Annotated in this window: 21 protein-coding genes; 5 read left to right on the top strand and 16 right to left on the bottom strand. The window is 72.8% G+C overall.

Annotated elements, in window-relative coordinates:
* Positions 1-30: 30 nt before the first annotated feature.
* Positions 31-585, top strand: coding sequence for a hypothetical protein (locus GSY65_RS22045; RefSeq protein ID WP_159771538.1), 555 nt, complete (start codon positions 31-33; stop codon positions 583-585).
* Here the strand turns inward: GSY65_RS22045 and GSY65_RS22050 are convergent.
* The 11 genes from GSY65_RS22050 to GSY65_RS22100 all read right to left on the bottom strand — a co-directional run bounded on the left by GSY65_RS22050 (position 566) and on the right by GSY65_RS22100 (position 11079).
* Positions 566-1105 carry an NUDIX hydrolase gene (locus tag GSY65_RS22050; protein WP_159771541.1) on the bottom strand — a complete coding sequence of 180 codons (540 nt, stop codon included), beginning with the start codon at positions 1103-1105 and terminating at the stop codon, positions 566-568. The genes GSY65_RS22045 and GSY65_RS22050 overlap by 20 nt on opposite strands.
* Positions 1106-1181: 76 nt before the next feature.
* Positions 1182-2051: a hypothetical protein gene (locus GSY65_RS22055; RefSeq protein ID WP_159771544.1), complete on the bottom strand. Its 870-nt coding sequence runs from the start codon at positions 2049-2051 to the stop codon at positions 1182-1184.
* 70 nt (positions 2052-2121) lie between these two features.
* Positions 2122-2508 carry a DUF4913 domain-containing protein gene (locus GSY65_RS22060; RefSeq protein ID WP_159771546.1) on the bottom strand — a complete coding sequence of 129 codons (387 nt, stop codon included), beginning with the start codon at positions 2506-2508 and terminating at the stop codon, positions 2122-2124.
* Positions 2505-4256 carry a type IV secretory system conjugative DNA transfer family protein gene (locus GSY65_RS22065; RefSeq protein WP_159771549.1) on the bottom strand — a complete coding sequence of 584 codons (1752 nt, stop codon included), beginning with the start codon at positions 4254-4256 and terminating at the stop codon, positions 2505-2507. The genes GSY65_RS22060 and GSY65_RS22065 overlap by 4 nt, the downstream gene beginning before the upstream one ends.
* 244 nt (positions 4257-4500) lie before the next feature.
* The gene (locus GSY65_RS22070; RefSeq protein ID WP_236579968.1) at positions 4501-5994 is read right to left on the bottom strand and encodes an ATP/GTP-binding protein; all 1494 of its coding nucleotides are present in this window, start codon (positions 5992-5994) and stop codon (positions 4501-4503) included.
* Positions 5991-7484, bottom strand: coding sequence for an SCO6880 family protein (locus tag GSY65_RS22075; protein WP_159771552.1), 1494 nt, complete (start codon positions 7482-7484; stop codon positions 5991-5993). The genes GSY65_RS22070 and GSY65_RS22075 overlap by 4 nt, the downstream gene beginning before the upstream one ends.
* Before the next feature lie 123 nt (positions 7485-7607).
* On the bottom strand, positions 7608-8798 hold the full coding sequence (locus GSY65_RS22080; protein ID WP_159771555.1) for a hypothetical protein: 1191 nt from the start codon (positions 8796-8798) through the stop codon (positions 7608-7610).
* Position 8799: 1 nt separating this feature from the next.
* Complete coding sequence (locus GSY65_RS22085; RefSeq protein ID WP_159771558.1) at positions 8800-9588, bottom strand: hypothetical protein; 789 nt, start codon at positions 9586-9588, stop codon at positions 8800-8802.
* Between the two features lie 34 nt (positions 9589-9622).
* A complete protein-coding gene (locus tag GSY65_RS22090; protein ID WP_159771560.1) occupies positions 9623-9922 on the bottom strand; it encodes a hypothetical protein in 300 nt (99 codons plus the stop codon).
* Between the two features lie 375 nt (positions 9923-10297).
* Positions 10298-10558, bottom strand: a complete 261-nt coding sequence (locus tag GSY65_RS22095) for a hypothetical protein (protein ID WP_159771563.1) — start codon at positions 10556-10558, stop codon at positions 10298-10300.
* Positions 10555-11079: a DUF6668 family protein gene (locus GSY65_RS22100; RefSeq protein ID WP_159771566.1), complete on the bottom strand. Its 525-nt coding sequence runs from the start codon at positions 11077-11079 to the stop codon at positions 10555-10557. The genes GSY65_RS22095 and GSY65_RS22100 overlap by 4 nt, the downstream gene beginning before the upstream one ends.
* Positions 11080-11498: 419 nt before the next feature.
* Between GSY65_RS22100 and GSY65_RS22105 the strand changes: the two genes are divergently transcribed.
* From GSY65_RS22105 to GSY65_RS22120, 4 genes are all read left to right on the top strand, one after another.
* Positions 11499-12536, top strand: a complete 1038-nt coding sequence (locus GSY65_RS22105) for a peptidoglycan DD-metalloendopeptidase family protein (RefSeq protein ID WP_159771569.1) — start codon at positions 11499-11501, stop codon at positions 12534-12536.
* A gap of 14 nt (positions 12537-12550) precedes the next feature.
* Positions 12551-13405: a hypothetical protein gene (locus tag GSY65_RS22110; protein ID WP_236579971.1), complete on the top strand. Its 855-nt coding sequence runs from the start codon at positions 12551-12553 to the stop codon at positions 13403-13405.
* Positions 13406-13412: 7 nt separating this feature from the next.
* Positions 13413-15737 (top strand): hypothetical protein, encoded by a 2325-nt coding sequence (locus tag GSY65_RS22115; RefSeq protein WP_159771572.1) that lies wholly within the window; start codon positions 13413-13415, stop codon positions 15735-15737.
* 208 nt (positions 15738-15945) lie between these two features.
* Positions 15946-16476, top strand: coding sequence for a hypothetical protein (locus tag GSY65_RS22120; protein WP_201452625.1), 531 nt, complete (start codon positions 15946-15948; stop codon positions 16474-16476).
* 261 nt (positions 16477-16737) lie between these two features.
* On the opposite strand, the gene GSY65_RS22125 is transcribed toward GSY65_RS22120, so the two are convergent.
* The 5 genes from GSY65_RS22125 to GSY65_RS22145 form a co-directional block, all read right to left on the bottom strand.
* Complete coding sequence (locus GSY65_RS22125) at positions 16738-17691, bottom strand: M28 family metallopeptidase (RefSeq protein WP_159771575.1); 954 nt, start codon at positions 17689-17691, stop codon at positions 16738-16740.
* A gap of 338 nt (positions 17692-18029) precedes the next feature.
* Positions 18030-19034 (bottom strand): EamA family transporter RarD, encoded by a 1005-nt coding sequence (gene rarD / locus GSY65_RS22130; protein WP_159771578.1) that lies wholly within the window; start codon positions 19032-19034, stop codon positions 18030-18032.
* A gap of 128 nt (positions 19035-19162) precedes the next feature.
* Complete coding sequence (locus GSY65_RS22135; RefSeq protein WP_159771581.1) at positions 19163-20017, bottom strand: NAD(P)H-binding protein; 855 nt, start codon at positions 20015-20017, stop codon at positions 19163-19165.
* 176 nt (positions 20018-20193) lie between these two features.
* A complete protein-coding gene (locus GSY65_RS22140) occupies positions 20194-21294 on the bottom strand; it encodes a 2-oxoacid:ferredoxin oxidoreductase subunit beta (RefSeq protein WP_159771584.1) in 1101 nt (366 codons plus the stop codon).
* Positions 21287-23224 carry a 2-oxoacid:acceptor oxidoreductase subunit alpha gene (locus GSY65_RS22145; protein ID WP_159771587.1) on the bottom strand — a complete coding sequence of 646 codons (1938 nt, stop codon included), beginning with the start codon at positions 23222-23224 and terminating at the stop codon, positions 21287-21289. Before GSY65_RS22145 ends, GSY65_RS22140 begins: the two co-directional genes overlap by 8 nt.
* Between the last annotated feature and the right edge of the window lie 81 nt (positions 23225-23305).

Below are 23305 nucleotides of genomic sequence, written 5' to 3' on the forward strand. Positions count from 1 at the left end.
CCGGCGTCTTGATGCCCGTAGGATCATGCCATGTTGATCGCTCGTTCGATGCAGGAAGCGCACCTCTACATGGACCTCCACGCCTGCGTCTGCGGCGCGGAGGAGTTCGAGAGGGAGCACCGCCTGGAGGACCAGGACGGAGCCCTGGTCGCGGTGTACGAGGGCGTGTGTCCCCAGTGCGGCCGCACACGGACGTTTGAGTTCCGCATGTCCGAGGAACTGCCGCCCGCGCCTCCGGCGTTCGGCGGAGCCGAGCCCTCGAGCATCATTGATCCGGGCGAGTTCCTGTGGATCGGTGACCGAGCGTCGACCGAGTCCGGGCTTCGCCTGCTGAACACGACGCTCGCCGAGCACCGCGAGATCCGTCCGCAGACGGCGTACGCGATCGCCGCCTTCGAGGAAGTCCTCAAGTTCCTCCCGGAAGGCGAGGACCGGATTCCGGAGCACCGGTTCACCTCGAGGCTCGGGCGTGAGCTGTACGCCAAGGACCCGACCCGGTTCACCCGGGAGAGGATCGAAAGCGCGCTGGAGCGGAAGCGGTCCATCCTCGCCGACATCGATCGCTTCAGCCCGCCGCAGGGTTGATGTCCAGCAGCAGTGCCATGACGCCGACCAGCGTGGCACTGCTGACGATCTCCTGGCGGCCGATCATTCCGGCGACCCGGGAAAGCGGAATCCACTCCAGGCGGTCCGATTCGTTCCGTTCGGTCGGGGTGCCGATCCGTACGGCGTCATCCGTGCGGAACACGAAGTGGCGGGCGTCGGTGATGCCGGCCGCGGGTTCCGCGTATGCCAACTCACGCAGCGACCGCGGCCGCCAGCCCGTCTCCTCCTCCAGCTCCCGTGCTGCCGCCTGCGGGGCCTGCTCACCGTCGTCGACCAGGCCCATGGGCAGTTCCCACGCCCAGGTATCCGTGACGAAGCGATGGCGCCACATCATCAGCACGCGTCGCTGGTCGTCGACGGCGGCCGTCACTGCGACGTCTCGCAGCCTGACCACGTGGTAGTCGGTCCGGGTGCCGTCGGGCTGCTCGACGTCCAGTGAGCGCAGGCGTACCCAGGAGGTGTCGTGGATCGCGCGTTCTCCGTGGACGGTCCACTGCATCGCCAACTCCTTTGTCGTGTAGGCCTGGGCCGCAGGAGCGGCCTTCGGCACCGTTGTCAGTCCCGCACCCGATCCATCACTGGCGCTCCGGGCGCACCGACACCCGCGGACCGGCGCCGTTCTCCCGCAAGGTGAACACCGCGCCCTCCTTCGGCACCGCTGCCGGGAGCTGTGTCCCCTCGGCCGGGGCCTTGGGCGAGTTGGTGTTCACGTTCAGCTCGATCGCGGACTTGCCTCCGTTGTCGGCGTCCATCTCGCCGTACACGCTGCCGTCGTCCGCGAGGGCGCGGATGTTGATGGTCCGCCGGATGCCGTCGCCGACCAGGCAGAGTCCCTTGCCCGCCTTGACGTCGAAGACGACGGAATCAAGCGCGAGATAGCTGCCGTTGGGGGAGGTCACGGCAGCGGTGACGTTGTCCGTGCCCTCCTCGCCGCATGCCGTACTGGCCAGCATCCGGCCGCTGTTCAGGTCGTGGGCCGACCAGAGCCGGGTGTCCGATCCGTCTGCTGACGTCCAGGTGGCAAGGAACATGCCGCTGCCGACCCCGGCGAAGGTTCCGCTTACAAACCCGCCGACGGAGGTCTTCCCCGGGTCGGCTGCCCCGGGCGCGATGTCCTGGGAGGCCCGACTGCCTTTGACGCCCGTGGCGGCGTCGCGAGCTTGGACCGCGTACCTGCCGCCGGACTGGATGATGTACGCGACCGTCTCCCCATCCGTCGTCACCGGGTCCGCGCTGGTGTCTTCCGTGCCCCAGTCGATCTCGTGGTCCCAGCTCTTGGTGGAGTCGTACGCGGAGGGTACAGCGAACTCTGCGAGGGAGACGCTCTCACCGGACTTCTTGTCGTCTTCGTCGGCCTCGGGACCGTTGTTGCCGTCCGATCCGCATCCGGCGAGCAGCAGCCCGGTCAGGGCCGTCGCCGCCACGGCCGCCCTAGTCCTGCGCATGTGCCGTTCCTCCGATTGCGCGTTGTACGTGGGTCTTTCGTGTTCTCAGCGTTCTCGTCCGCTGTGCAGATCAGCCGTCGTACGCCTCGACCACCGGCACCGCCTTCGCCCGATGGCTCCCCTCCTTGCACCCCGCGAACGGCCCGATGGGGGAGCGGAGTTCGGTGAGGACGGGGCCGAGGTGGTCCCGGTGCCAGACGGCGGGGCCCGAGGCGCCGGCGGACGGGTCGGTGCATTCCTGCCAGGCCAGCCACAGGCCGTGCAGCCGGGCCACCGCCTCCAGGTGTTCCCACCAGCGCGGGCACCAGGGCTGCTGGGAGGTGACCTCGCGGCCGTAGACGGGCAGGAGGAGGTCGGAGACCCACAGGGCCAGGTTGCGCATCTCCTCGGCGTAGTCCTCGCCGTCCAGGTAAAGGATGAACGGCGGCGCTTCGGGTTGTTCCTGGGGCGTGGTCATCGGACTGCCTTCTCTGCGGCGCGGGCGGTGATGGCCTTCACTTCGGCCTGGGCGGCGGCCTGGATGCGGTCGGCGCCCGGTTCGGCGTACCAGGGGCGGAGCCGGACCATGGCGGGCTTGATGCCGGTGGCCAGGAGCAGTGCCGTGCCCTTGGGGAGCGCGCGGATGCGGTCGGCGGGCAGGATGCGTTCCAGGCGGTACGACGTGGAGCGCGACCTGCCGTCCCTGCTGCGGGAGTAGCTCACCGTCGACACATCGTGCTCGCCGACCAGGCGGGAGACCTTCTCCACGAAGTCCGCGTCGTCGAGGCCCGCGCCGAGCAGCTTGATGGTGGCGGCGCCCCACAGCGCGTCCATCCCCGCGTCGCCCCACACGCGCGTGCCCTGCCGGTAACTCTGCAGCAGTGTAACGACGTTGATGCCGCGCGAACCGAAGTGCGAGTACAGGTCGGGCAGGTCGGAGATGCGGCAGACGTTCGCCGCCTCGTCCAGCACGGCCGTCATCGGCGGGTCGAGGCGGCCGCCCATCCGCTCGGCGGCGACGACGCCCGCGCGCAGCACGGAGTCCGCGCACGCGGCGATCACACCGGCCGCCGAGCCGCCGCCGTCCTTGGAGAGCAGGTAGAGCGTGTCCGAGGAGAGGACGTGCCGTTCGGGCAGGAACTGCGGCGAATCCGGGTCCGGGCTCACCCAGGCCGCGATCGCCGGGTCGAGCAGGCAGGCCACGCACTGGCGGGCCGTCTCGTAGATGCCGTCGCGGGTCTCCACCGCGCCCTGCACGGTGCCCTGGAGCTGGTCGGCCAGGGCCGTCATGCCCGCGTCCCGGAGCAGGTCGACGGGGGTGCGGTCGGCCGGGTCCGCCAGCCACGCCAGCACCTCCCCGACCTGCCGTCCCCCGCGGTTGGCCGCGTGGAACAGGGCCGTGAGGGTGTTCTGGGCCGCGGAGATCCAGAAGTCCCGCTTGGAGGCGTCGTCGTTGACCGCGCCGACGAAGTGACCGGCGAGGCGGCGGGCGCCCTCGATGGTCGCGGCGTCGGCGAGCATGTCCCACCACAGGCCGCGCGGGGTGTGGGCGATGCCCTGCGGGTCGAACGTCCACACCGTGCCGACGCGTTCGCGTTCGGCGCGCGTGACGCTGTAGACGTCCGACTTGTTGGAGGTCAGCAGGACACTGCCGCGGGCGCGCAGGACGCGCGGCACGGCGATGCCGGTGGACTTGCCCGCTCGCGGGGCCATCAGGTCCAGCTCCACGTCCTCGTAGCTGCTGCGCAGCTCCGGGCCGCCGGGGTCCAGGTTGCCCAGCAGGTTGCCCGTGTCGTCCGGGTCGAGACGGCCCGACCTCGGCAGGGACGGGCGGAGCCGGCGGGCGCGGGCGGCGGCGCCCTTCGGCAGGAGACCGGCCAGTTCCCTGCGGCCGGCCAGACCGGAGGGCTTCGCTCCGCGGCGGCGGATCAGCACGACCGGGGCGACGAGGAGGGCGACGGCCGCGCCGAACACGGTGCCGACGCCGGCGGTGATCGCGCCGGTCGACGTCGACGGCCAGACGGTGGCCGGGCCCTCCTTCACGAGGGTGGACATCGTGTCCAGGGTGAACGGCGGCGGGTCCCAGCCGTTGCCGGTGAGGGCGGCGCCCAGGGTGCCGCCGAGCCAGGCGGTGAAGAAGAGGGTGCCGGCGAGGAGGGCGACGCCGGGGACGACCCAAGGGAGGAGGTCGTCGGCGGTGCTGTGCGGTTTCTTGCGTGTACTCATGTCCTGGTTCCCCCGTCGGTCGATCGATGTGGCTTTCCTCGCCCCCGCCGCCCCTACCCGTCCCGTCGTCGGGGGCGCCGCCCCTTCGACCCCGCTCCGGTGCGCGCGGCAGGGGGTGCGGCGGGTGCGGGTGGGTGGGGGCTGGTCGCGGTTCCCCGCGCCCTTCTTCCTGCAAGAGCACGGGGCGCAGCCCCGGTCGCTCCTCAGGGGCGCGAGAAGCCACGACGCACCCGCAACCCCCGAGCTATGAGGCGCCCTTGGACAACGTCGGCCGGTTCCACCGCGTGTTCGTGTTGTGCAGCTCCCGCTCCGTGTCCGTGATCGACACCTTGATCGGGATGCCGGGCCGTCCGCCCACCTTGATGAGGAAGCGGCCGCGGCCCGGCGGCTCCTCGTTCCCGCCCGTGCTGGCCCAGCCCGGCGGGGACGACCAGGACGACACGAGTTCGATCTCGCGTTCCGACAGGCCGACGATCTCGCCGAGTTCCCGCATCTCCGTACGCGGCAGGCCCGCGCACACCACCATCCCGGCCCGCTCCACGAAGCCGCGAGCCTTCGCCCGGTCGGCCTCGCTGCCGAGTGCCTCCGCGTCCTTCAGCGTGTGGGTGATCTTCGCGTCGCCGAGGCCGAGGGACCGGTTCAGACGGGTCAGCGCGTCGATGCGTTCGACGATGCCGGAGGCGGCCCGCAGGGGGCGCCACAGCTCGTCGAGGACGGTGAAGAACCAGCGCTGGGGGGCGAGGCCCGCGTCGGCGAGGGCGTGCGCCGCCGCCACCGTGCCCAGCCCGTCCGACCAGGCCGCGAGCATCGCCGCCGCCGTGAGCTGGGTGTCCGCCTCGCCGATCCGGGAGATGTCCACGCAGACCGCGGGCGACGCCGGGTCGATCCGGGTCGACGTCTCGGAGGCGAACGTGTCGCCGAGCGGCCCGTCCAGCACGCCCAGCAGCGACCGGTGCAGCGGGTCCACGGCCTCCTGGTAGCGGGCCTCGTTGCCCCGGTCCAGCGTCACCGCGCGGACCCGGTCCGGGCCCTCGTCGAGGACCTTCAGCAGATCGGGCAGCAGCGGCGCCCGACCCGGCTTCGTCCGCTCCGTCAGATGGTGCAGGCACGCCGACAGCACCGACTGCTCGTGGTCGTCCATCGGGCGGCCCCGCACGATGGTGACGAGCGCCGCGACCATGTTCAGCACCCGGCCGTGCGCCTCCGCCGCGAGGATCCGGCCGCGTTCGCCGCCGATCCGGGCCGCCGCCTCGCCCATCGCGCCGGGGTCGAGGACGTTGATGCCGCCGACCCCGCGCCCGATGGAGATGACCTGGCCGCCGAGCGCCCGCACCGTGTCGGCGTAGTCCGGCTTGAGGTCGCCCAGCACCAGCGGGGTGACCCCGGTCGCCGACATGCCGATCAGCATGCGGTTGACCAGCGTGGACTTGCCGAGACCCGGCATGCCCAGCATGAACAGCGACGGGTTGGAGATGTACCGGGCGCGGGTGAACCAGGAGATGGGGTCCCCGCAGACCGTGGCCCCGGTCTGCAGGTGCTGCCCGAGCGGCACCCCCGTCATCGGCGCGCCGGAGCCCGCCGCGAAGGGCCACAGGCCGCACGCCTGGACCGTGGTCGCCCGCCACAGCGCGGGCGGGTCGACGTGCCCGACCTGCCCGCCGCCGGGGCCGGGCCAGCCGCGCGGGGGCGCCGCCTGCGGTCGTGCGGGACGAGTGGCGGACGAGCCGGACCTGGTCACAGCGCCTCCCGGATCTGGTACGGGACGAGGGTGTGCTCCCACGGCAGCAGGCCGACGGGGAGCGTGCAGGTGAACGCCGAGGCCTGCATACGGTCGGCGGGGCGCATCAGGATGCGCGAGGACGCCTGGAGGTTGCGCACGGTGATCGCCGCGTCCGGGAGCTGCTCCTCGCTGTCGACGGTGACCGTCACCATCAGCGAGAACTCCACGAGCCCGGCGCCCGCCGCCTCCTCGGCCGCGGTCTGCTCGGCCGCCTGCATCTCGGAACTGGCCCGCGCCTGGACGAGACCGCGCCGGGAGCCGGCCATGAAGTGCGCGGCGCGGCGGTCGGACTCCACGATCCGCGCCGATGTCGCCGGGTCGATCGGCCGGTAGATCAGCGAGACCCGCTTGCGGCGCGTCCCGGCGGCCGGTTCGAGCAGCCCCCGCAGCACGCTGGAGCGGACGGTGCCGCGCGGCGCGAGCGTCAGCATCCAGGTGCGCGAGACACCCGAGTCGTGCTTGTACGACTGCACCGACTCCACGGCCGCCGCCGGGCCCGCGTCCTCCCATTCCAGCCCGGTGGTGGACTGCTCGGCGCGGGCGCTCAGCACGTCGGGGGCGACGGCCGGGTCGTACGCCACCCGGACGACCTCCGAGAGCCGCTCGGCGGACAGCGGGTAGGCGGAGCCGCCGCCGGCCGCGACCAGACCCGACAGCAGGCCCGGCAGCCGCATGGACAGATCGGTGATGACGTCCTCGACGCTCCGCCTGGGACCGCCGGAGGGGCCGTAGGTCAGGGCGATGTACGTGTGCATCTCCGACGAGGCGGACGGGTAGCGCGCGACGACCTCCTCCATCACCGCGCGGGCGGCGGCCGGCGCGTCCGGCGAGATCCGCGGCAGCACCTCGGCGGCCAGCCGGGTCCCGGTGTCGGGCGCCGTCTCGACGACGACCTGGGCGCCGCGCAGGCCCGGCTCGTGCGACAGCCGGGCGAGCCAGTCGCCCCAGGACGCCACCCAGATGTCGACCTGCTCGGGGTCGACCAGCGACCCGCCGTCCGGCTCGCACGCCAGCACCACGGTGTAGAGGTTGCGGCCGGGGTGGTGGAGGACACCGAAGGAGCGGTTGTAGGCGTCGCGGCCCTCGTGCATCCGCGTCCGCGCGAGCAGACCGGGCGGGTGGTAGCGGCCGCCGGTACGGCGGGAGAGCGGGCCGGAGACGTAGGTGTGGGAGCCGTTCGCCTTGCGCCTGAACCAACCGATACGCACCGCGACCACCTGATAGACGTTGCGGCCGTCGACCGTGCGCAGCGCGAGCGGCGCGAGGAAGAGGCCGACGGGGACGAGGACGACGATCGCCGCCGTCAGCGAGACGAGTGAGGCGAGCAGTGCGACGAGGAGTCCGCCGAAGGCGACCACGGTGCCGAGGAGGCCCAACGGGCCGAGGCCGGGGCGGCGGGGCCGGCGCCAGTTTCCGTAAGTGGGACGCGTGAGGGCGTCGGTGGACATGGGGAATCCTTCTTCCGGCTGTGGTTCGTGGGTTCCGAGTGCCTACGAGTTCGGGGGGGGGCTCAGCAGGGGCGGGCGCCCTGCGGGGCCGTCGTGGCCGGCCCCGCGGTCCCCGCGGGCGGGCTACTGGTTGTGGCCCTTCATCCCGTCGTTGTCGCCGAGGGAGTTGGTGATCTCGCTCGCCGCCTGCATGCCGGTCTGCACGACGACCGCGGCTGCCTGGACCGCGACGGCCGCGCCCGCCGTGGCCGCGCCCGCGGCCGCCGTACCGGCCGCCGCGCCCGCGCCCCCGGCTCCGCCCGCGCCGGCGCCCCCGGAGGCACCCGCACCCGTGGAGGGCGAGCCTTGCGGGGCCGAACCTCCGCCTCCGCCGCCTCCGCCTCCACCGCCCGCGGCGGCGCTGCCCGCGATGCTGACCGCGCCGGAGGCGATGCTGTTGGCGGCGTTGAGGGTGACCGTGCCGCCCGAGGTGCCGCCGAGGGCGGCCGTGGCCGGGACGATCAGCTTGAGCAGGGCGGGCAGCGCGAACACCGCCATGATCAGCATGCCCATGCCCGCGATGACCGCGTCCAGGTCCTCCTTGTCCTTGGTCATCGACGTGGCCGAGTAGATGATCAAAGCCGCCGCCGGCTTGTACAGCAGCCAGGCAGCGAGCCAGCCGACGTGCTTCTTCCACCAGCCCTCGCCCCACCCGGTCATCGAGGAGGCGGCGGCCAGCGGCAGCGTGCCCACCAGCATGATCAGCACGCCGATGCGGATGTACATCAGCACGATCTGCACGAAGCTCGACAGCATCACCAGCAGACCGAAGATCAGCACCAGACCGGGCTGGCTGAGCGTCAGCACGCCCAGCATCGCGGAGGCGTTGTCGCCGAGGTCGGACTTCGCGTACACGTCCGCCGCGTACGCGTCCGACGCCCTCATCAGCGCGGTGACCACCGGTACGGCCGCCGCGCCCACGAGGATGACCTTCCACATCCCCATGAAGGCCTGTTTCATCGACTGGCCCCTGCGGTCCAGTGCCATCCGGATCGAGGCGATGAGCAGGGAGGTCACCGCCACGTATGCGACGATCCAGTTGACCTCCGCGGTGATCAGGCCGATCGGACTGCCCGGATCCATCGTGGGGTTGCCGTGGGTGACGTTGCCGGCCGGCTGGTCGACGTCGATGCCGAGCCAGACGCCGTTGAGGGCCTTGAGGACCTCCGAGGCACCGTCACCGATCGCCTTCGCGAAGACGACGACGGCACCTTCCGTGAACTGCTTGCCGCCCTCTTCGATGACGCAGTCGTAGATCTTCCAGGAGCAGCCCATGTCACGCCTCCCAGGTGACGAAGCCGTCGGTGCCGCTCACCTGCGCCACACCGCCGTAGATCGTGCCGTCTGCCTCGGGGACGAGCTTCCAGTCGCCGTCCTGCCAGCGCACGGTCACCGAGGCGGAGCCGTAGCCGCCGCCCCCCATGCCGCTGACCAGGACCATCACGGTCGCCTGCGAGCGGTTGTACGTCAGGACCGTGAAGCCGGTGTAGCCGCCGGCGTCGGGGGATCCCGTCGTGGACTTGTCACCCGACTGGGTACGTGTCCGGATCAGCGCGTCACGGCCGGCGCCCGGCACGACCTGCCGTTCGACGACCTCGCGCCAGCCGTCGTAGCTGAGGTGGTCGGTGATGGAGTGGACGGCCATGACGGCACCCATCGGGGTGCGGGCGAAGCAGGACCAGACCGGCCCGTCGTACTTCAGCGGTCCCGCCGTCCTCGACACCGGGACCAGGCCGGTGCCGTTGGCCTTCCAGTGGAAGTCGCGCGGCGCCTTCGTGGGCCGGGCCTGCACGCTGTCGTCGGTACGGCAGCCGGCCGGGCGGTCCTGCGGGCCGTCGTCACCGGAGTCCGGCCCGGACCGCCGGTCCGAGGTCGAGGTCGGCGCGGGGCTCGGGTCGCCGGACGCGCCGGACGACTCCCCGGCGCCGTTGCCGGTGACCGCGAACAGCGCCGCGAGGAGGACCAGCACCCCCAGGAACCCGGCCGACAGGATCCAGCCCCGCTGCTGCCAGAACGGCTGCTCCCACTCCCCGCTGCCCCCTCGGGCCCGGCCGGAATTCAGCATCGTCGCTCCCCCTTTCGACTCGCCGGTTGACGGACTACGCGAAGACGAAGTTCACGAGCGGGCCGGCGGCGGCGACGAGGACACAGCCGCCGAGGACCATGCCGAGGCGGCCCATGTGCTCCGAGCCCTCACCGCGGCGCATCGAGATCGCCATCATCGCGCCGGTGATCAGCACGCCCGCGACGCCCGCCGCGGTACCGGCCCAGGCGACGATGCCGAGCACGGTGTCGACCTTGCCGGTGAGGGCGCCGGGGGCGTCGCGGTTGGGGTTCGGGACGCTCCCGTCCGCCAGGTAGACGGCCTGCTGCGCCTTGGTGGCTATCGCGTTCAGCATGTGGTTTCTCCCCGTTTCGGCCGGCCGCGGCAGGGCGGTCGACGTCAACTCACTTGAGCGGATGGGTGCTTGGGGCGCTGCCGGGGCCGGTGTCAGCTGCCCGGGTTCCCGGTCGCCCTGTGAGCTTGGCGACTCCTGTGACCCTGGGCCAAGCGATGTAGTGATCCAGCACCGGGCGGTGACGTGGTCGTGACAGACGGGAACTGTTCGTCATGTCCGCAACAGTGACGTGCCGTCAGTAAGTCCCGGACCTGCGGAGAAGCGGAGTGTGTCGTACCGGTGTGCGAAATGGGGGGGGCGGGTGTGCGGATACGGTGACGGCCCGTCGGTTCCCCCGGAACCGACGGGCCGTCACCCGCGCTCGGTCACAGTCCGTCACATCACGAAGTCCACGATCGGCCCCGCCGTCGCGCCGATGACGCAGGCGCCCATCACCATCGCGAACTGGGTGAGGTGCTCGTCGCCCTCCCCGGACCGGAGCGAGACGGCCATCCGGGAGCCGACGAGCAGCAGCCCGCACACCCCGGCCGCCGTCACCAGCCAGGCGAGGATGTTCAGCACGTAGTTCAGCTCGTAGGTGACCGCCCCCGGCGGCCCGGCCACGGTGGTGGCCGCGGCGTACACGGTGTGGCTCATGGGGTCCTCCCGGTCAGACGGGCCAGCGCCGCGCTCTCCCGCGGCGGCGGGCCGGTGAGATCGCCGGTGCGCCAGGCGGGCACCCAGGGAACCCGGTGGACGCCGACGACCGAACCGATCACCTTGACGCGCTGCACGAGCTGCCGCGGCAGCCGTCCGGGCGCGTCCGCGACCAGCACGATCGCGTCGAGGTCGAGTCCCGGCGGCGCGTCGCCCCGCCGGAAGATGTCGAGGGTGTGCGAGACCGCGTCGAGTCCGGCGGCGTGCGTCCGGCCCACCAGCAGCACGGATCCGGGCTCACCGTGGTCCGGCCGGGGCCAGTTGCGGCCCGCGTCGTGACCGCCGAAGACCGCGGCGAGGGTGGTGGACCCGGCGCCGCCGTGCGTGGCGACCCAGGAGAACCGCCGTGCTCCGGCGGTCGCCAGTGGCTCCGGCTCCTGCGGCGGCGCCTCCGCCTCCCCGACGGGACCCCGCAGCCAGATCTCCGGCCCGGCCGCCGCCCGCCCTGCATTCCCCTGCATCACCGCATCACCACTCTCCCCCGCTTCCACAGCCGACCACCGAAGTCTCCCCGACCCGACGGCACCACCGGCCCGCCGACCGGCCCACCGCACCGCCGACGGGCGTGCCGCACCGCCGAGTCGGCACCGTCTGACGGCGCGTCGGGCCGTCGGCGGTTCCGACCGCTCGGCCTGTCGCGCCGGACCGTCGGGCGGTCGGCGGTCGGCGGTCGGCGGTCGGCGGTCGGCGGTCCGCAGTCCCGTCGCGGTGCTCACCCCCGATCTTCACCCGGGTTCAGGCGCTTGGGAATTGGGGCGTGAGTTCCTGCTACGAGCCTGTGACGTGCTGGTGACGCGGGGAGCGCGGGGGAGCGGAGAGACTCGACTGGCCGGCCTGGACTGGCAGGAACATGACTGGACTGCGGCGCTGAGGGGAGCAGATGTCCAACGGGGGTGGGTCCACCACGGGCTGGGTCGTCGGCGGTTCCGTCGCGGCCGTGCTGATGCCCGTGGTCATGATGGTCGCGGTGAGCGGGGGAGGCCAGGCCGACGCCGAGGAACAGGGCGGCGTCGGCGGCGGCCTCAAGAACGGACAGGTCCCCGCGGAGTACGTGCCGTGGGTGCTCAAGGCGGGCTCGATGTGCGACATCATCAAGCCGGCCGTGATCGCCGCGCAGATCGAGGCGGAGTCGGGCTGGAACCCCAACGCCCGGTCCCCCGTGGGCGCCGAGGGCCTGAGCCAGTTCATGCCGGGCACCTGGCGGACCTGGGGCCGCGACGACGACGGCAACGGCCGGACCTCCCCGTACGACCCCGGTGACGCGATCATGGCGCAGGGCCGCTACGACTGCGCGCTTGCCAAGCAGGTCCAGGGCTACAAGGACCGCGGCCGGGCCGCCGGCGACACCCTCGACCTGACGCTCGCCGCGTACAACGCGGGCCCCGGCGCGGTCGAGCAGTACGGCGGCATCCCGCCCTACAAGGAGACCCAGGACTACGTCGTCCGCATCAAGTCCCTGATCGCCAAGTACGAGTCGGTGGACGACCCGCCGGGCAAGCTCCCACCGGGCAGGCAGATGGCGATGCCGCTGGCCGGCAACCCGCCCGTGACCTCCCCGTACGGTTGGCGGATGCACCCCACGCTCGGCGTCCGCAAGCTGCACACCGGTACCGACTTCGGTGTGGCGGCGGGCACCCCGGTGCTGGCCGCCCGCGACGGAGTGGTCACCTTCGCCGGCTGGACCAACGGATACGGCAACCGCGTCGTCATCTCCCACGGGACCATCGACGGCGACCAGATCTCCACCACGTACAACCACATGCTCGCGGGGCTCAGCGTCAAGGCCGGCGACCACGTCAAGGTCGGGCAGCGCGTGGGGCCGGTCGGCTCCACCGGCTACTCGACGGGCGCCCACCTCCACTTCGAGGTGATGCGCAACGGCACGTACGTGGATCCGGCGCCCTGGCTGGGCCTGTAGGGACGGCACGGACGATGACGACGGGGAAGGACACCGAGGTGAGGAGGGGGACGACGATGGTCAGGAGGAACGACGGGCGCCGGGGGCCCGGCGCCCGCACGGGAGCGGGCGGGCGCCGCGCGTCCGGCGGGCTCCGCCGGGCGGGGGCGGTGGTGCTCGCCACCGTGACCGGCACGGCGGTCCTCACCGCGTGCGGTCTGCAGGACCACCGCGAGACGGTCGGCGGCGGCCCCGGCGCCTCGGCCGGACCGTCGGTCGCCCCCAAGGCCCCGCTGCCGTCCGGCAGACCGCTGGGCGACGACGCGCGCGTGCCGAGTCCGTCCGGCGTCGACGACCTGGACGCCACCTCCGTCTCCAGGGCGTGGGCCGAGGTCGCGTACGGCTACGACACCAAGTACGACATGAGCCCGCACGACGCGCTCCTGCGCACCGCGCGCTGGCTCACCCCGGACAAGCGGAGGGCGGAGCGGGCGTACCGCTCCGCGAGCGGCGCGGGCGAGAGCTGGAACTCCTGGGCGGCGCACCGGGCGTGGACGACCGTCGAGGTGGAGTTCGACGACGACGGCGACGCGCCCTCCGACACCGCGACCGAGGCGTACCGCGCCGTGTTCGTCGACGGCGAGGCGCACGGCCGGGACGGCTGGACGGGGACCGGTCCACAGGCCACGGTGTATCTGAAGCTGGTGCGTTCGGGGAAGGGCGAGCCATGGCGGGTCGACGATGTGCGTACGGTGGAGGCCGCGGCGCAACCGACGGCGTCGCCCTCCGCGGCGTCGTACACGGGAACCGGCGGGAAACCGGTGTTTCCCGCGTCGCCGGTCTCCTTCGACCTCCTGTCCGCCGTTTCTCCTTCTGCCCGACCCGAGTGAGGGAACGATGACTCGACTCAGCCGCGAACAGAAGCGGGAACTCAAGCGTGCGGGCCGCGCCCCCGCTCCGGCCGGGCTGACCCCGATCGACGTACGGGTCTCCGCCGAGGCCGGTGCGACCGTCGGCGGCATGCCGGTCCCGGCGGCCGCGGGGGAGTCCCTGCAGACCGCCACGCTCGACTACCTCCACCGTCTCGCGCTCGCCACCGGCCATCCCGTCCTCGCCACGGTCCACGACGAACGCATCGGCTACGTCGTACCGCTCCAGATCCACGTCGACGGCTCCAGCCGTTTCGCGGGGGAGCCGGTCCAGGTCGGCGAGCCGAGGGGGGACGTCACGCCAACGTCCCGCCCCGCGCCCGCACCCTTGCCCGCGGCCCCGCCCGCGCCCCCGGCCGCAGAGCCGGTCGCCGCGCCGGGCCCGCGCCGGGACAGGTCGACGTACGTGCTGCGCGCGGTACCGGAGTCGGCGGTACGGGCGATGCCCGAGCAGGAGCGGACGGCACCGGAAGAACCACCGCGGGCCCAGCCGCAGGGGCAGGCCCGGCCGCAGGTGCAGGCCCGGGTGCCGTCGCAGCAGCACCCCGTCCGGCAGCAGCCGCCCCAGAGGGATGTCCGGCCGCAGCCGCACGTGCAGGAGCCGCCGCAGCCGCAGCCGCAGCCTCAGCTGAAGCGGGAGCCCAGCACGATGCGGCTGTCGGCGGTCGAGCCGGCGCCGTCAGCGGTCGAGCCGCCGCCGTCAACCGGGGACCCGGTCGGTCACCCGGTGGCTCCCGAGCGGCCGAGGCGGGAGCCGAGCACGCTTCCGCTGACGGCGGCGAAGGCCACCGCTCCCGGCCAGGAGCCGGCCGGCGCCCCGGCCGAGCCCCCGGCTGCCGCCGAGCCGAGGCGGGAGCCCCCGACGATGCCGCTCACCGCGGCGAAGCCGGCGGCTGGCGCCGTCGCCCCGTCGACCTTCGTGCTGCGCGCCGTCCCGGAGCCCGAGGACGGCCCCCTCGCCCGGCCGTCCCGCACGCCCGACCTCCCCCTCACCCTCCCCGGCATCGCCGTCACCCCCGACGACGCGCCCCACCGGCACGGCGAGACGTCCCACCCCGCCCCCACGACCGGGCCCGCGGCCGGGGAGTACGGCGGGTCCGCCGGTACGGCTGTGCCGGGGGCGGACGCCTACGGGCGGGCAGGAGCGGATTCCGGCCACGCGACCGCTCCCCCGTCCGGCGCCTACGCGCAGGCGGCGGACCAGTCCGTCGGCGTCGCCCTCCCCCCGGCCGGGGAGTTCGGCCCCGCGCGGGGTGACGCAGCCGTCCACACGCCCGAGGCTCCGCCGGTCCCCACGTCGGCAGCGTCCCCCGACCCGTCGGACGCCGCGCCCTCCTACGCGCCGCACGAGCCCGCGCCCGCAGCGGAGTTGAGCCCCAGCGCCCTGGAGCCGCAGCCGTTGCCCCCGGGACGGCAGCCGGCGGCGGCCCAGGCCCCCGTGCACCAGGCCCCGGCCCGCACGGCCGGGGCGGAGCCGGAGCGCCCGGCCGCCGTCGCGCCCGACCCCGTCGGCGCCCACCTCTCCGACGCGGTCCCGCCGTCGGGCCCCGTCTCGCTGGACCCGCAGCCCTGGCCGCCGGTGGCGCCGCACACTCCGCCGCCGGCCCCGGTCCGGGTGACCGCGCCGGAACCCGCCCTCGCACCGGCCCCGCCGGAGGAGTCCGCGGCCGACCCGTACTCCGCTCCCCCGTGGAAGGTGGCGGACGAGGAAGGCGGCCCCAGGCCCGCCCCCGTGCGCGAGTTCGACGCCGTCGCCGAGTCCGTGCTGGACCTGGAGGAGTCCGACGGGGCGGCCGCCCCCTCGCCCTTCGCTGAACCTGTCTCGCGCATCAACGAGGCCGTGAAGATGGGCCGTATCCAGGAGGCCGCGGAGATGGCCGAGCACACCGTCGCCCAGGCGACGGCGACCCTCGGTCCCCAGCACGCCGAGGTGCTCCGCCTGCGTGAACTGACCGCGTACATCGCCTACCTGGCCGGTGACGCGCTCAGGTCCTTCCATCTGTCCCTCGACCTGGCCGCCCTGCGGCACCGGCTGCGCGACCCCCGCGCCGCGTACGGCAACATCCAGAGCGCGGCGGCGGCCTGGCGCGCGGTCCGCGACCCGCTCCAGGGCCTGCACCTGGGCCGCGACCTGATCGCCGTGTGGGCCGAGCTCGCCGCGGACACCGGTCCCGCCGCCGACGACGTGGAGCAGCTGGAGAAGGCCCGCACCCGTATGGGCCGCCTCGCCGAACGGGCCCGCGCCCTGGACGCCGACCCCTACGCGAGGAGCCCGCACGCCCATGGCCAGTGACAGCGGACACGGCGGCCCCCGCCACGCCGGCACCCCCCGGACGGCCGGCCGCACCCCGGCCGCCCCGCCCCATTCCGGGGACTCGGCCACCCCATCGTCACTCCCGGAGGCCGCCCGCCACCGCACCACGCGGCGGCGGCCGTCCACTCCCGCGGAGCGAACCCCTCGCCCCCGCGTGGAGGTCCACGTCAACGAGCTGACCGGAACTATGAGTTGGCGCACGCTCGACGACGACCGGGCGGCCCGGTCCGCACGCGCCTCGGCGGCGTACGCCGGTCAGGGCGCCCCTGGCCCCCGTCGCGCCCGTGCGCCCCTGTCCCGCCTTCCCGGTGAGGCCCCCTGGAGCGCGCGGGCCGCGGCGTTGCGTTCCGCGGGACTCGACCCGGCCCGCGCCCCCGCGAGGGGCGCCGCGCCGGTTCCGACGCACCCGGCGGCCGTACGAGCCGCCCTGGGCGTCGACGCCGCGTCGCTCGGCCCGGAGCGGCTCGGGGCGCACCTGGCCCGGATCGGCGCCCTGCGCTCCGCGGTCGCCGCCGACCTGGCCCGAGGCTCCCGCATGCCCCCGGCGGTCGCCTCCCGCCTCCGCTCGACGACCACCACCCCGGCTCTCGCCCACGCCCTCACCGCCGAACGCGCCGCCGCCGTGCCCCGTACTTCCGCCGCGGCGGCCACCAGACCGCCGACCCCTGTCGTACGACCGGCGTCGGCGCCGGGGCCGGGCGTGCCCCACCGCCGCTGACCGGCGCGGGGCGACGCGCGACGGACACGCCTCCGGGGGCCGGCCGCGACATGGCGTCACCGACCGGCCCCGGACACGGACACACCCCGCGCGGAGCGCGGGCGCCGACGCACTGCCGCGCCCTGCTCCGCCCTCCCGGGCGCGGCGCCCGTCACGGCGCCCGCGTCCCCGGCCGGCTCCTGCCGTCACGCTCAAGGGCCGGCGCCCGTCACGGCGCCCGCGTCCCCGGCCGGCTCCTGCCTCGTTCCCGGCTGCCGGGTCCTACTCCGACAACTCCCACACCGCGTACGCCAGCGCGTCCGCGTTCCGGTCCAGCGCCGTGTCGTTGATGTTGGACGTCGTGTCGCAGGACGAGTGGTAGCAGCGGTCGAACGCCTGGCCGGACGTACCGCCCCACTTGGCGGCCTGCGCGGCTGTCTTGGCGCGGCTCGCGCCCGTGAAGAGGCCGCCCACCGGCACGCCCGCGCTCTTGAACGGCGCGTGGTCGGAGCGGCCGTCGCCCTCGGTCTCTATCTCCGTGGGGACGCCGATGCCCGCGAAGTAGTCCTTGAAGGTCTTCTCGATGGCGGGGTCGTCGTCGTAGACGAAGTACCCGGGGTTCGGCGACCCGATCATGTCGAAGTTGAGGTAGCCGCTGATCCGGGCGCGGTTCGCCGAGGACAGGTTGTTGACGTAGTAGCGCGAGCCGACCAGGCCCAGCTCCTCCGCGCCCCACCAGGCGAACCGGAGGTGCTTGGTGGGCTGGTAGCCGGTGCGGGCCACGGTCAGCGCGGCCTCCAGCACGGCGGCGGAACCGGAGCCGTTGTCGTTGATGCCGGCGCCGGAGGTGACGCTGTCGAGGTGCGAACCGGCCATGACGACCTGGTCGGTGTCGCCGCCGGGCCAGTCGGCGATGAGGTTGTAGCCGGTGCGGCCGCCGGACGTGAAGGACTGCACGGTCGTGGTGAATCCGGCGGCGTCCAGCTTGCCCTTCACGTAGTTCAGGGAGGCGGTGTAGCCGGCGCGGCCGTGGGCTCTGTTGCCGCCGTTGGCGGCGGCGATGGACTGGAACTGGGTGAGGTGGGCCTTGACGTTGGCGACGGGCAGGTCGGGCGCGGCGGCCACCGCCTCCGGGGCGGGGGCCGCCCCCGCTATGGACCCGCTGGTGAAGAGCGTGGCCGCCGCGACGGCGACGGCGGCAGCGGCACGCCCGGTGACTGGAACGGAGAGCTTCATGTGGGGTGCTCCGAATTCCAAGGGATCCGCGTGAACCGCTGTTGGCGTGTTCATGTCGAATCCGAGTGAATGAGGTGCCAGGATGGTGCGGGTGGGGCTGACTTTCCGTCAAGAGCGCTATTCGGCCACAGGTGTTCGCATGTCGGACTCGTCGGGCGAAGCCGCGACCGACGGCGAGGTGGGGCGGCCGGACCGTGCGACGGCGGGCCGCCGGTGCAGCGGCCCGCCGTGACGCCGAGGAGGTGCTGAGGGGGTACTGAGGGCGTGCTGAAGAGGCGCTGAAGAGGGGCGGATCAGGCGCGCGGCAGGTCCGGAGCGTACCGGTGGGAGCGCCCGCCTCAGCCCGCCGGCTTCGGGGCGACCGCCTCGGCCTCGGGTACGGCCTCCGGCACGGGCGCCGACAGGGCTGCCGGTGCGGGCTCCGGCTGAGCCTTCGCCGTACGCGCCCCGCCCCAGCGGCGGGCGGTCCGCAGCGCGTCCCACGTCAGCAGCGACAGCGCCAGCCACACCAGGGCGAAGCCCGCCCACCGCTCGGGCGGCATGGCCTCGCCGAAGTACAGCACCCCGAGCAGGAACTGGAACACCGGCGCCATGTACTGCAGCAGCCCCAGCGTGGACAGCGGCACCCGGATCGCCGCCGCCCCGAAGCACACCAGCGGCAGCGCGGTCACCAGCCCGGTCGAGGCCAGCAGCAGGGCGTGCCCGGTGCCCTCGGTGCCGAAGGTGGACTGGCCGCGCGCGCCCAGCCACAGCAGATAGCCCAGCGCGGGCAGGAAGAGGATCACGGTCTCCGCGGCGAGCGACTCGATGCCGCCCAGGTTGACCTTCTTCTTCACCAGCCCGTACGTCGCGAACGAGAAGGCGAGGCAGAGGGAGATCCACGGCGGTCGTCCGTAGCCGACGGTCAGCACCAGGACGGCGGTGAAGCCGACGCCGACCGCCGCCCACTGCACGGGCCGCAACCGTTCCTTCAGGAGCAGGACACCCATGGCGATGGTGACGAGCGGGTTGATGAAGTACCCGAGGGAGGCCTCGACGACCTGGCCGTTGTTCACGGCCCAGATGTAGACGCCCCAGTTCACGGCGATCACCGCCGCCGCGACCGCGACCAGGGCGAGCTTGCGCGGCTGCCGCAGCAGCTCGCCGGCCCACGCCCAGCGCCGCAGCACCACCAGGGCGATCCCCACGAAGCCGAGGGACCACACCATCCGGTGGGCGAGGACCTCCACCGCGCCGGCGGGCTTGAGCAGGGGCCAGAACAGCGGGACGAGCCCCCACATCCCGTACGCCGCGAAGCCGTTCAGCAGACCTATCCGGTGTTCGCCCTTCGACTGCGCCGCCACGGCCCCTCCTTCTCGACCGGCCGCGCCCCGCGGCCCAGGTCCCACGAAGGTAACGCCGACGACCCCCGGCTGTCATGCCCGTATCGCCATACGGTCATGACAGTCGGGGGTGGCCGTCATGCGAGGGCTCAGCCCTTGAGTGCCGCCGCGATCGAGTCCGCGATCGGCGTGGTCGGGCGGCCGATCAGACGCGAGAGGTCACCGGAGGAGACGACCAGCTCGCCCTTCTCGATGGACGCGTCGACGCCCGCGAGGACCGCGGCGAACGGCTCGGGGAGACCGGCGCCGGTGAGGATGCCGGCGAAGGCGTCGACCGGGACGGCGTTGTTCGCTATCTCCTTGCCGGTCTGCCGGCTCAGCTCGGCCGCGTACTCGGCGAAGCTCCAGGCGGCGTCGCCACCCAGCTCGTACGTCTTGTTCTCGTGGCCCTCGCCGGTCAGCACGGCGACCGCGGCGGCCGCGTAGTCCGCGCGGGCGGCGGAGGAGACCCGGCCCTCACCGGCGGCGTGCGTGACGGCGTTGTACTCCAGCACCGGGCCGAGTTGCTCGGTGTAGTTCTCGTTGTACCAGCCGTTGCGCAGCAGCACGTACGGCAGACCGGAGGCGAGCAGCGCCTCCTCGGTGCCTCGGTGGTCGTCCGCGAGCGCCGCCGTCAGGCTGCCCGGCGCGCTGGTGTAGGCCAGGAGCGCGGCACCGGCGGCCTTGGCGGCGTCGATGACGACCTTGTGCTGCCCGACGCGGTCGTTGCCGACCTCGCTGCCGGAGATCAGCAGGACCTTGTCACCGGCGGAGATGACGCCGTCGAAGGTCTCGGGGGCGTTGTAGTCGGCCACGGCGATCCTCACGCCGCGCGCCGCGAGCCCGGCGGCCTTCTCCTCGTTGCGCACGACGGCGGTGATCTGCTCGGCCGGAACCTTCTCCAGCAGGCCCTCGACGACGAACGTGCCGAGGTGTCCGGTCGCTCCGGTGACGACGATGCTCATGATGAAACTCCTCCAGGGGGGCGAGTGCGCCACTAACCCTAGGGAGTGCGCTAACTCTTCGAAAGTACCCACTTTCAAGTAAGTACCCCCGGTGGAGTCCCGTCCGGCGAGATGCGGAGAGGCCCGGTCCGCGCGGCGAGCGTGCGGACCGGGCCTCTCTGCAGGTGCCTCGCGGGTCAGCCGACGACCGTCCAGGTGTCCCCGCCCGCGAGCAGCGACGACAGGTCGCCCTTGCCGTTCATCTCGACGGCCTGCTCCAGCTGGTCGGCCATCTGGGTGTCGTAGACGGGGCGGTCGACGGAGCGGAACACGCCGATGGGGGTGTGGTGGAGGGTGTCGGGGTCGGCGAGCCGGGAGAGGGCGAAGGCGGTGGTGGGGGAGGGGGTGTGGGCGTCGTGGACGAGGACGCGGGCCTCGTTGTCGGGGGTGACGGTGACGGCCTTCAGATCACCCGTGGTTTCGTCGCGGACGATGCCTTGTGCGTGGTCGGTGCCGAAGCGGATGGGTTGGCCGTGTTCGAGGCGGATGACGGCTTCTTCGGCTTGTCGGCGGTCTTTGAGGATGTCGAAGGCGCCGTCGTTGAAGATGTTGCAGTTCTGGTAGATCTCGACGAGGGCGGTGCCGGGGTGGGCGGCGGCCTGGCGCAGGACGTCGGTGAGGTGTTTGCGGTCGGAGTCGACGGTGCGGGCGACGAAGGTGGCTTCGGCGCCGATGGCGAGGGACACCGGGTTGAAGGGTGCGTCGAGGGATCCCATGGGTGTGGATTTGGTGATCTTGCCGACTTCGCTGGTGGGGGAGTACTGGCCTTTGGTGAGGCCGTAGATGCGGTTGTTGAAGAGGAGGATCTTGAGGTTGACGTTGCGGCGGAGGGCGTGGATGAGGTGGTTGCCGCCGATGGAGAGGGCGTCGCCGTCGCCGGTGACGACCCAGACGGAGAGGTCGCGGCGTGAGGTGGCCAGTCCGGTGGCGATGGCGGGGGCGCGGCCGTGGATGGAGTGCATCCCGTAGGTGTTCATGTAGTACGGGAAGCGGGAGGAGCAGCCGATGCCGGAGACGAAGACGATGTTCTCGCGGGCGAGGCCGAGTTCGGGCATGAAGCCCTGGACGGCGGCGAGGATCGCGTAGTCACCGCAGCCGGGGCACCAGCGCACCTCCTGGTCGGACTTGAAGTCCTTCATGGACTGCCTGGCCTCGGCCTTGGGGACGAGCGAGAGCGCCTCGACCGTACCCGAGCCTTCCCCGGACGAGCCGGTCGCACCGGTCGTCGTCTCAGCCATCGATGGCCTCCTTGAGAGCCGCGGCGAGCTGCTCCGCCTTGAACGGCATGCCGTTCACCTGGTTGTACGAGTGGGCGTCGACCAGGTACTTCGCCCGGATGAGCGTGGCGAGCTGCCCGAGGTTCATCTCGGGGATCACCACCTTGTCGTAACGCTGCAGCACGGTGCCCAGGTTCTTCGGGAAGGGGTTGATGTGCCGCAGGTGCGCCTGCGCGATCGACTCCCCGGCCGCCCGCAGCCGCCGCACCGCGGCGGTGATCGGACCGTAGGTGGACCCCCAGCCGAGCACCAGCGTCCGTGCCTCGTGCGGATCATCGACCTCGACGTCCGGGACGTCGATGCCGTCGATCTTGGCTTGTCGGGTGCGGACCATGAGGTCGTGGTTGGCGGGGTCGTAGGAGATGTTGCCGGTGCCGTCCTGTTTCTCGATGCCGCCGATGCGGTGTTCCAGGCCGGGGGTGCCGGGGACGGCCCAGGGGCGGGCGAGGGTGTGCGGGTCGCGTTTGTAGGGCCAGAACACCTCGGTGCCGTCGTCGAGGGTGTGGTTGGGGCCCTGGGCGAACTGGACGGTCAGGTCGGGCAGTTCGCCGGGTTCGGGGATGCGCCAGGGTTCGGAGCCGTTGGCGAGGTAGCCGTCGGAGAGCAGCAGGACCGGGGTGCGGTAGGTCAGGGCGATCCGGGCGGCCTCGATGGCGCTGTCGAAGCAGTCGGCGGGTGTTCTGGGGGCGAGGACGGGGACGGGGGCTTCGCCGTTGCGGCCGTACATGGCCTGGAGCAGGTCGGCCTGTTCGGTCTTGGTGGGCAGGCCGGTGGAGGGGCCGCCGCGCTGGATGTCGATGACCAGCAGCGGCAGTTCGAGGGAGACGGCGAGGCCGATGGTCTCGGATTTGAGGGCGACGCCGGGGCCGGAGGTGGTGGTGACGGCGAGGGAGCCGCCGAAGGCGGCGCCCAGGGCGGCGCCGATGCCGGCGATCTCGTCCTCGGCCTGGAAGGTGCGCACGCCGAAGTTCTTGTGGCGGCTGAGTTCGTGGAGGATGTCCGAGGCGGGGGTGATGGGGTAGGAGCCGAGGTAGAGCGGCAGGTCGGCCTGGTGGGAGGCGGCGATCAGTCCGTAGGACAGGGCGAGGTTGCCGGAGATGTTGCGGTAGAGGCCGGGGGGGAAGGCGGTGGCGGCGGGGGCGACCTCGTAGGAGACGGCGAAGTCCTCGGTGGTCTCGCCGAAGTTCCAGCCGGCGCGGAAGGCGGCGATGTTCGCGGCGGCGATGTCGGGTTTCCTGGCGAACTTGGTCTTCAGGAACTTCTCGGTGCCTTCGGTGGGGCGGTGGTACATCCAGGACAGCAGGCCGAGCGCGAACATGTTCTTGCTGCGTTCGGCTTCCTTGCGGGTGAGGCCGTAGTCCTTGAGTGCCTCGACGGTGAGGGTGGTCAGGGGCACGGGGTGGACGTGGTAGGCGTCGAGGGTGCCGTCGTCCAGGGGGCTGGTGGTGTAGCCGACCTTCTGCAGGGCGCGTCTGGTGAACTCGTCGGTGTTGACGATGATCTCGGCGCCGCGGGGGATGTCGGTGATGTTGGCTTTGAGGGCGGCGGGGTTCATGGCGACCAGGACGTCGGGTGCGTCGCCGGGGGTGAGGATGTCGTGGTCGGCGAAGTGGAGCTGGAAGCTGGAGACGCCGGGCAGGGTGCCGGCGGGGGCGCGGATCTCGGCGGGGAAGTTCGGCAGGGTTGACAGGTCGTTGCCGAACGAGGCGGTCTCGGAGGTGAAACGGTCACCGGTGAGCTGCATACCGTCACCGGAATCACCCGCGAACCGAATGATCACCCGATCGAGGCGGCGGACGTCCTTGGTCCCCGCCGGTTTGCGCTGTTCCCCCAGTTCTCCGAGAACGGCCTCGTCGGCCTGCTCCGCTGGGCTGCTGACCTGGCTGGTCACTGAACTTGACCTCCCTTGAGGCGGCTGTCCGGGAACGACCGTTCCAGCGGCCCTCCCGAGACCAACCCTACGTCGGTGCTG

Source organism: Streptomyces sp. HM190 (assembly GCF_009857135.1).
In the GTDB taxonomy this organism is placed as follows: Bacteria; Actinomycetota; Actinomycetes; order Streptomycetales; family Streptomycetaceae; genus Streptomyces; species Streptomyces heilongjiangensis.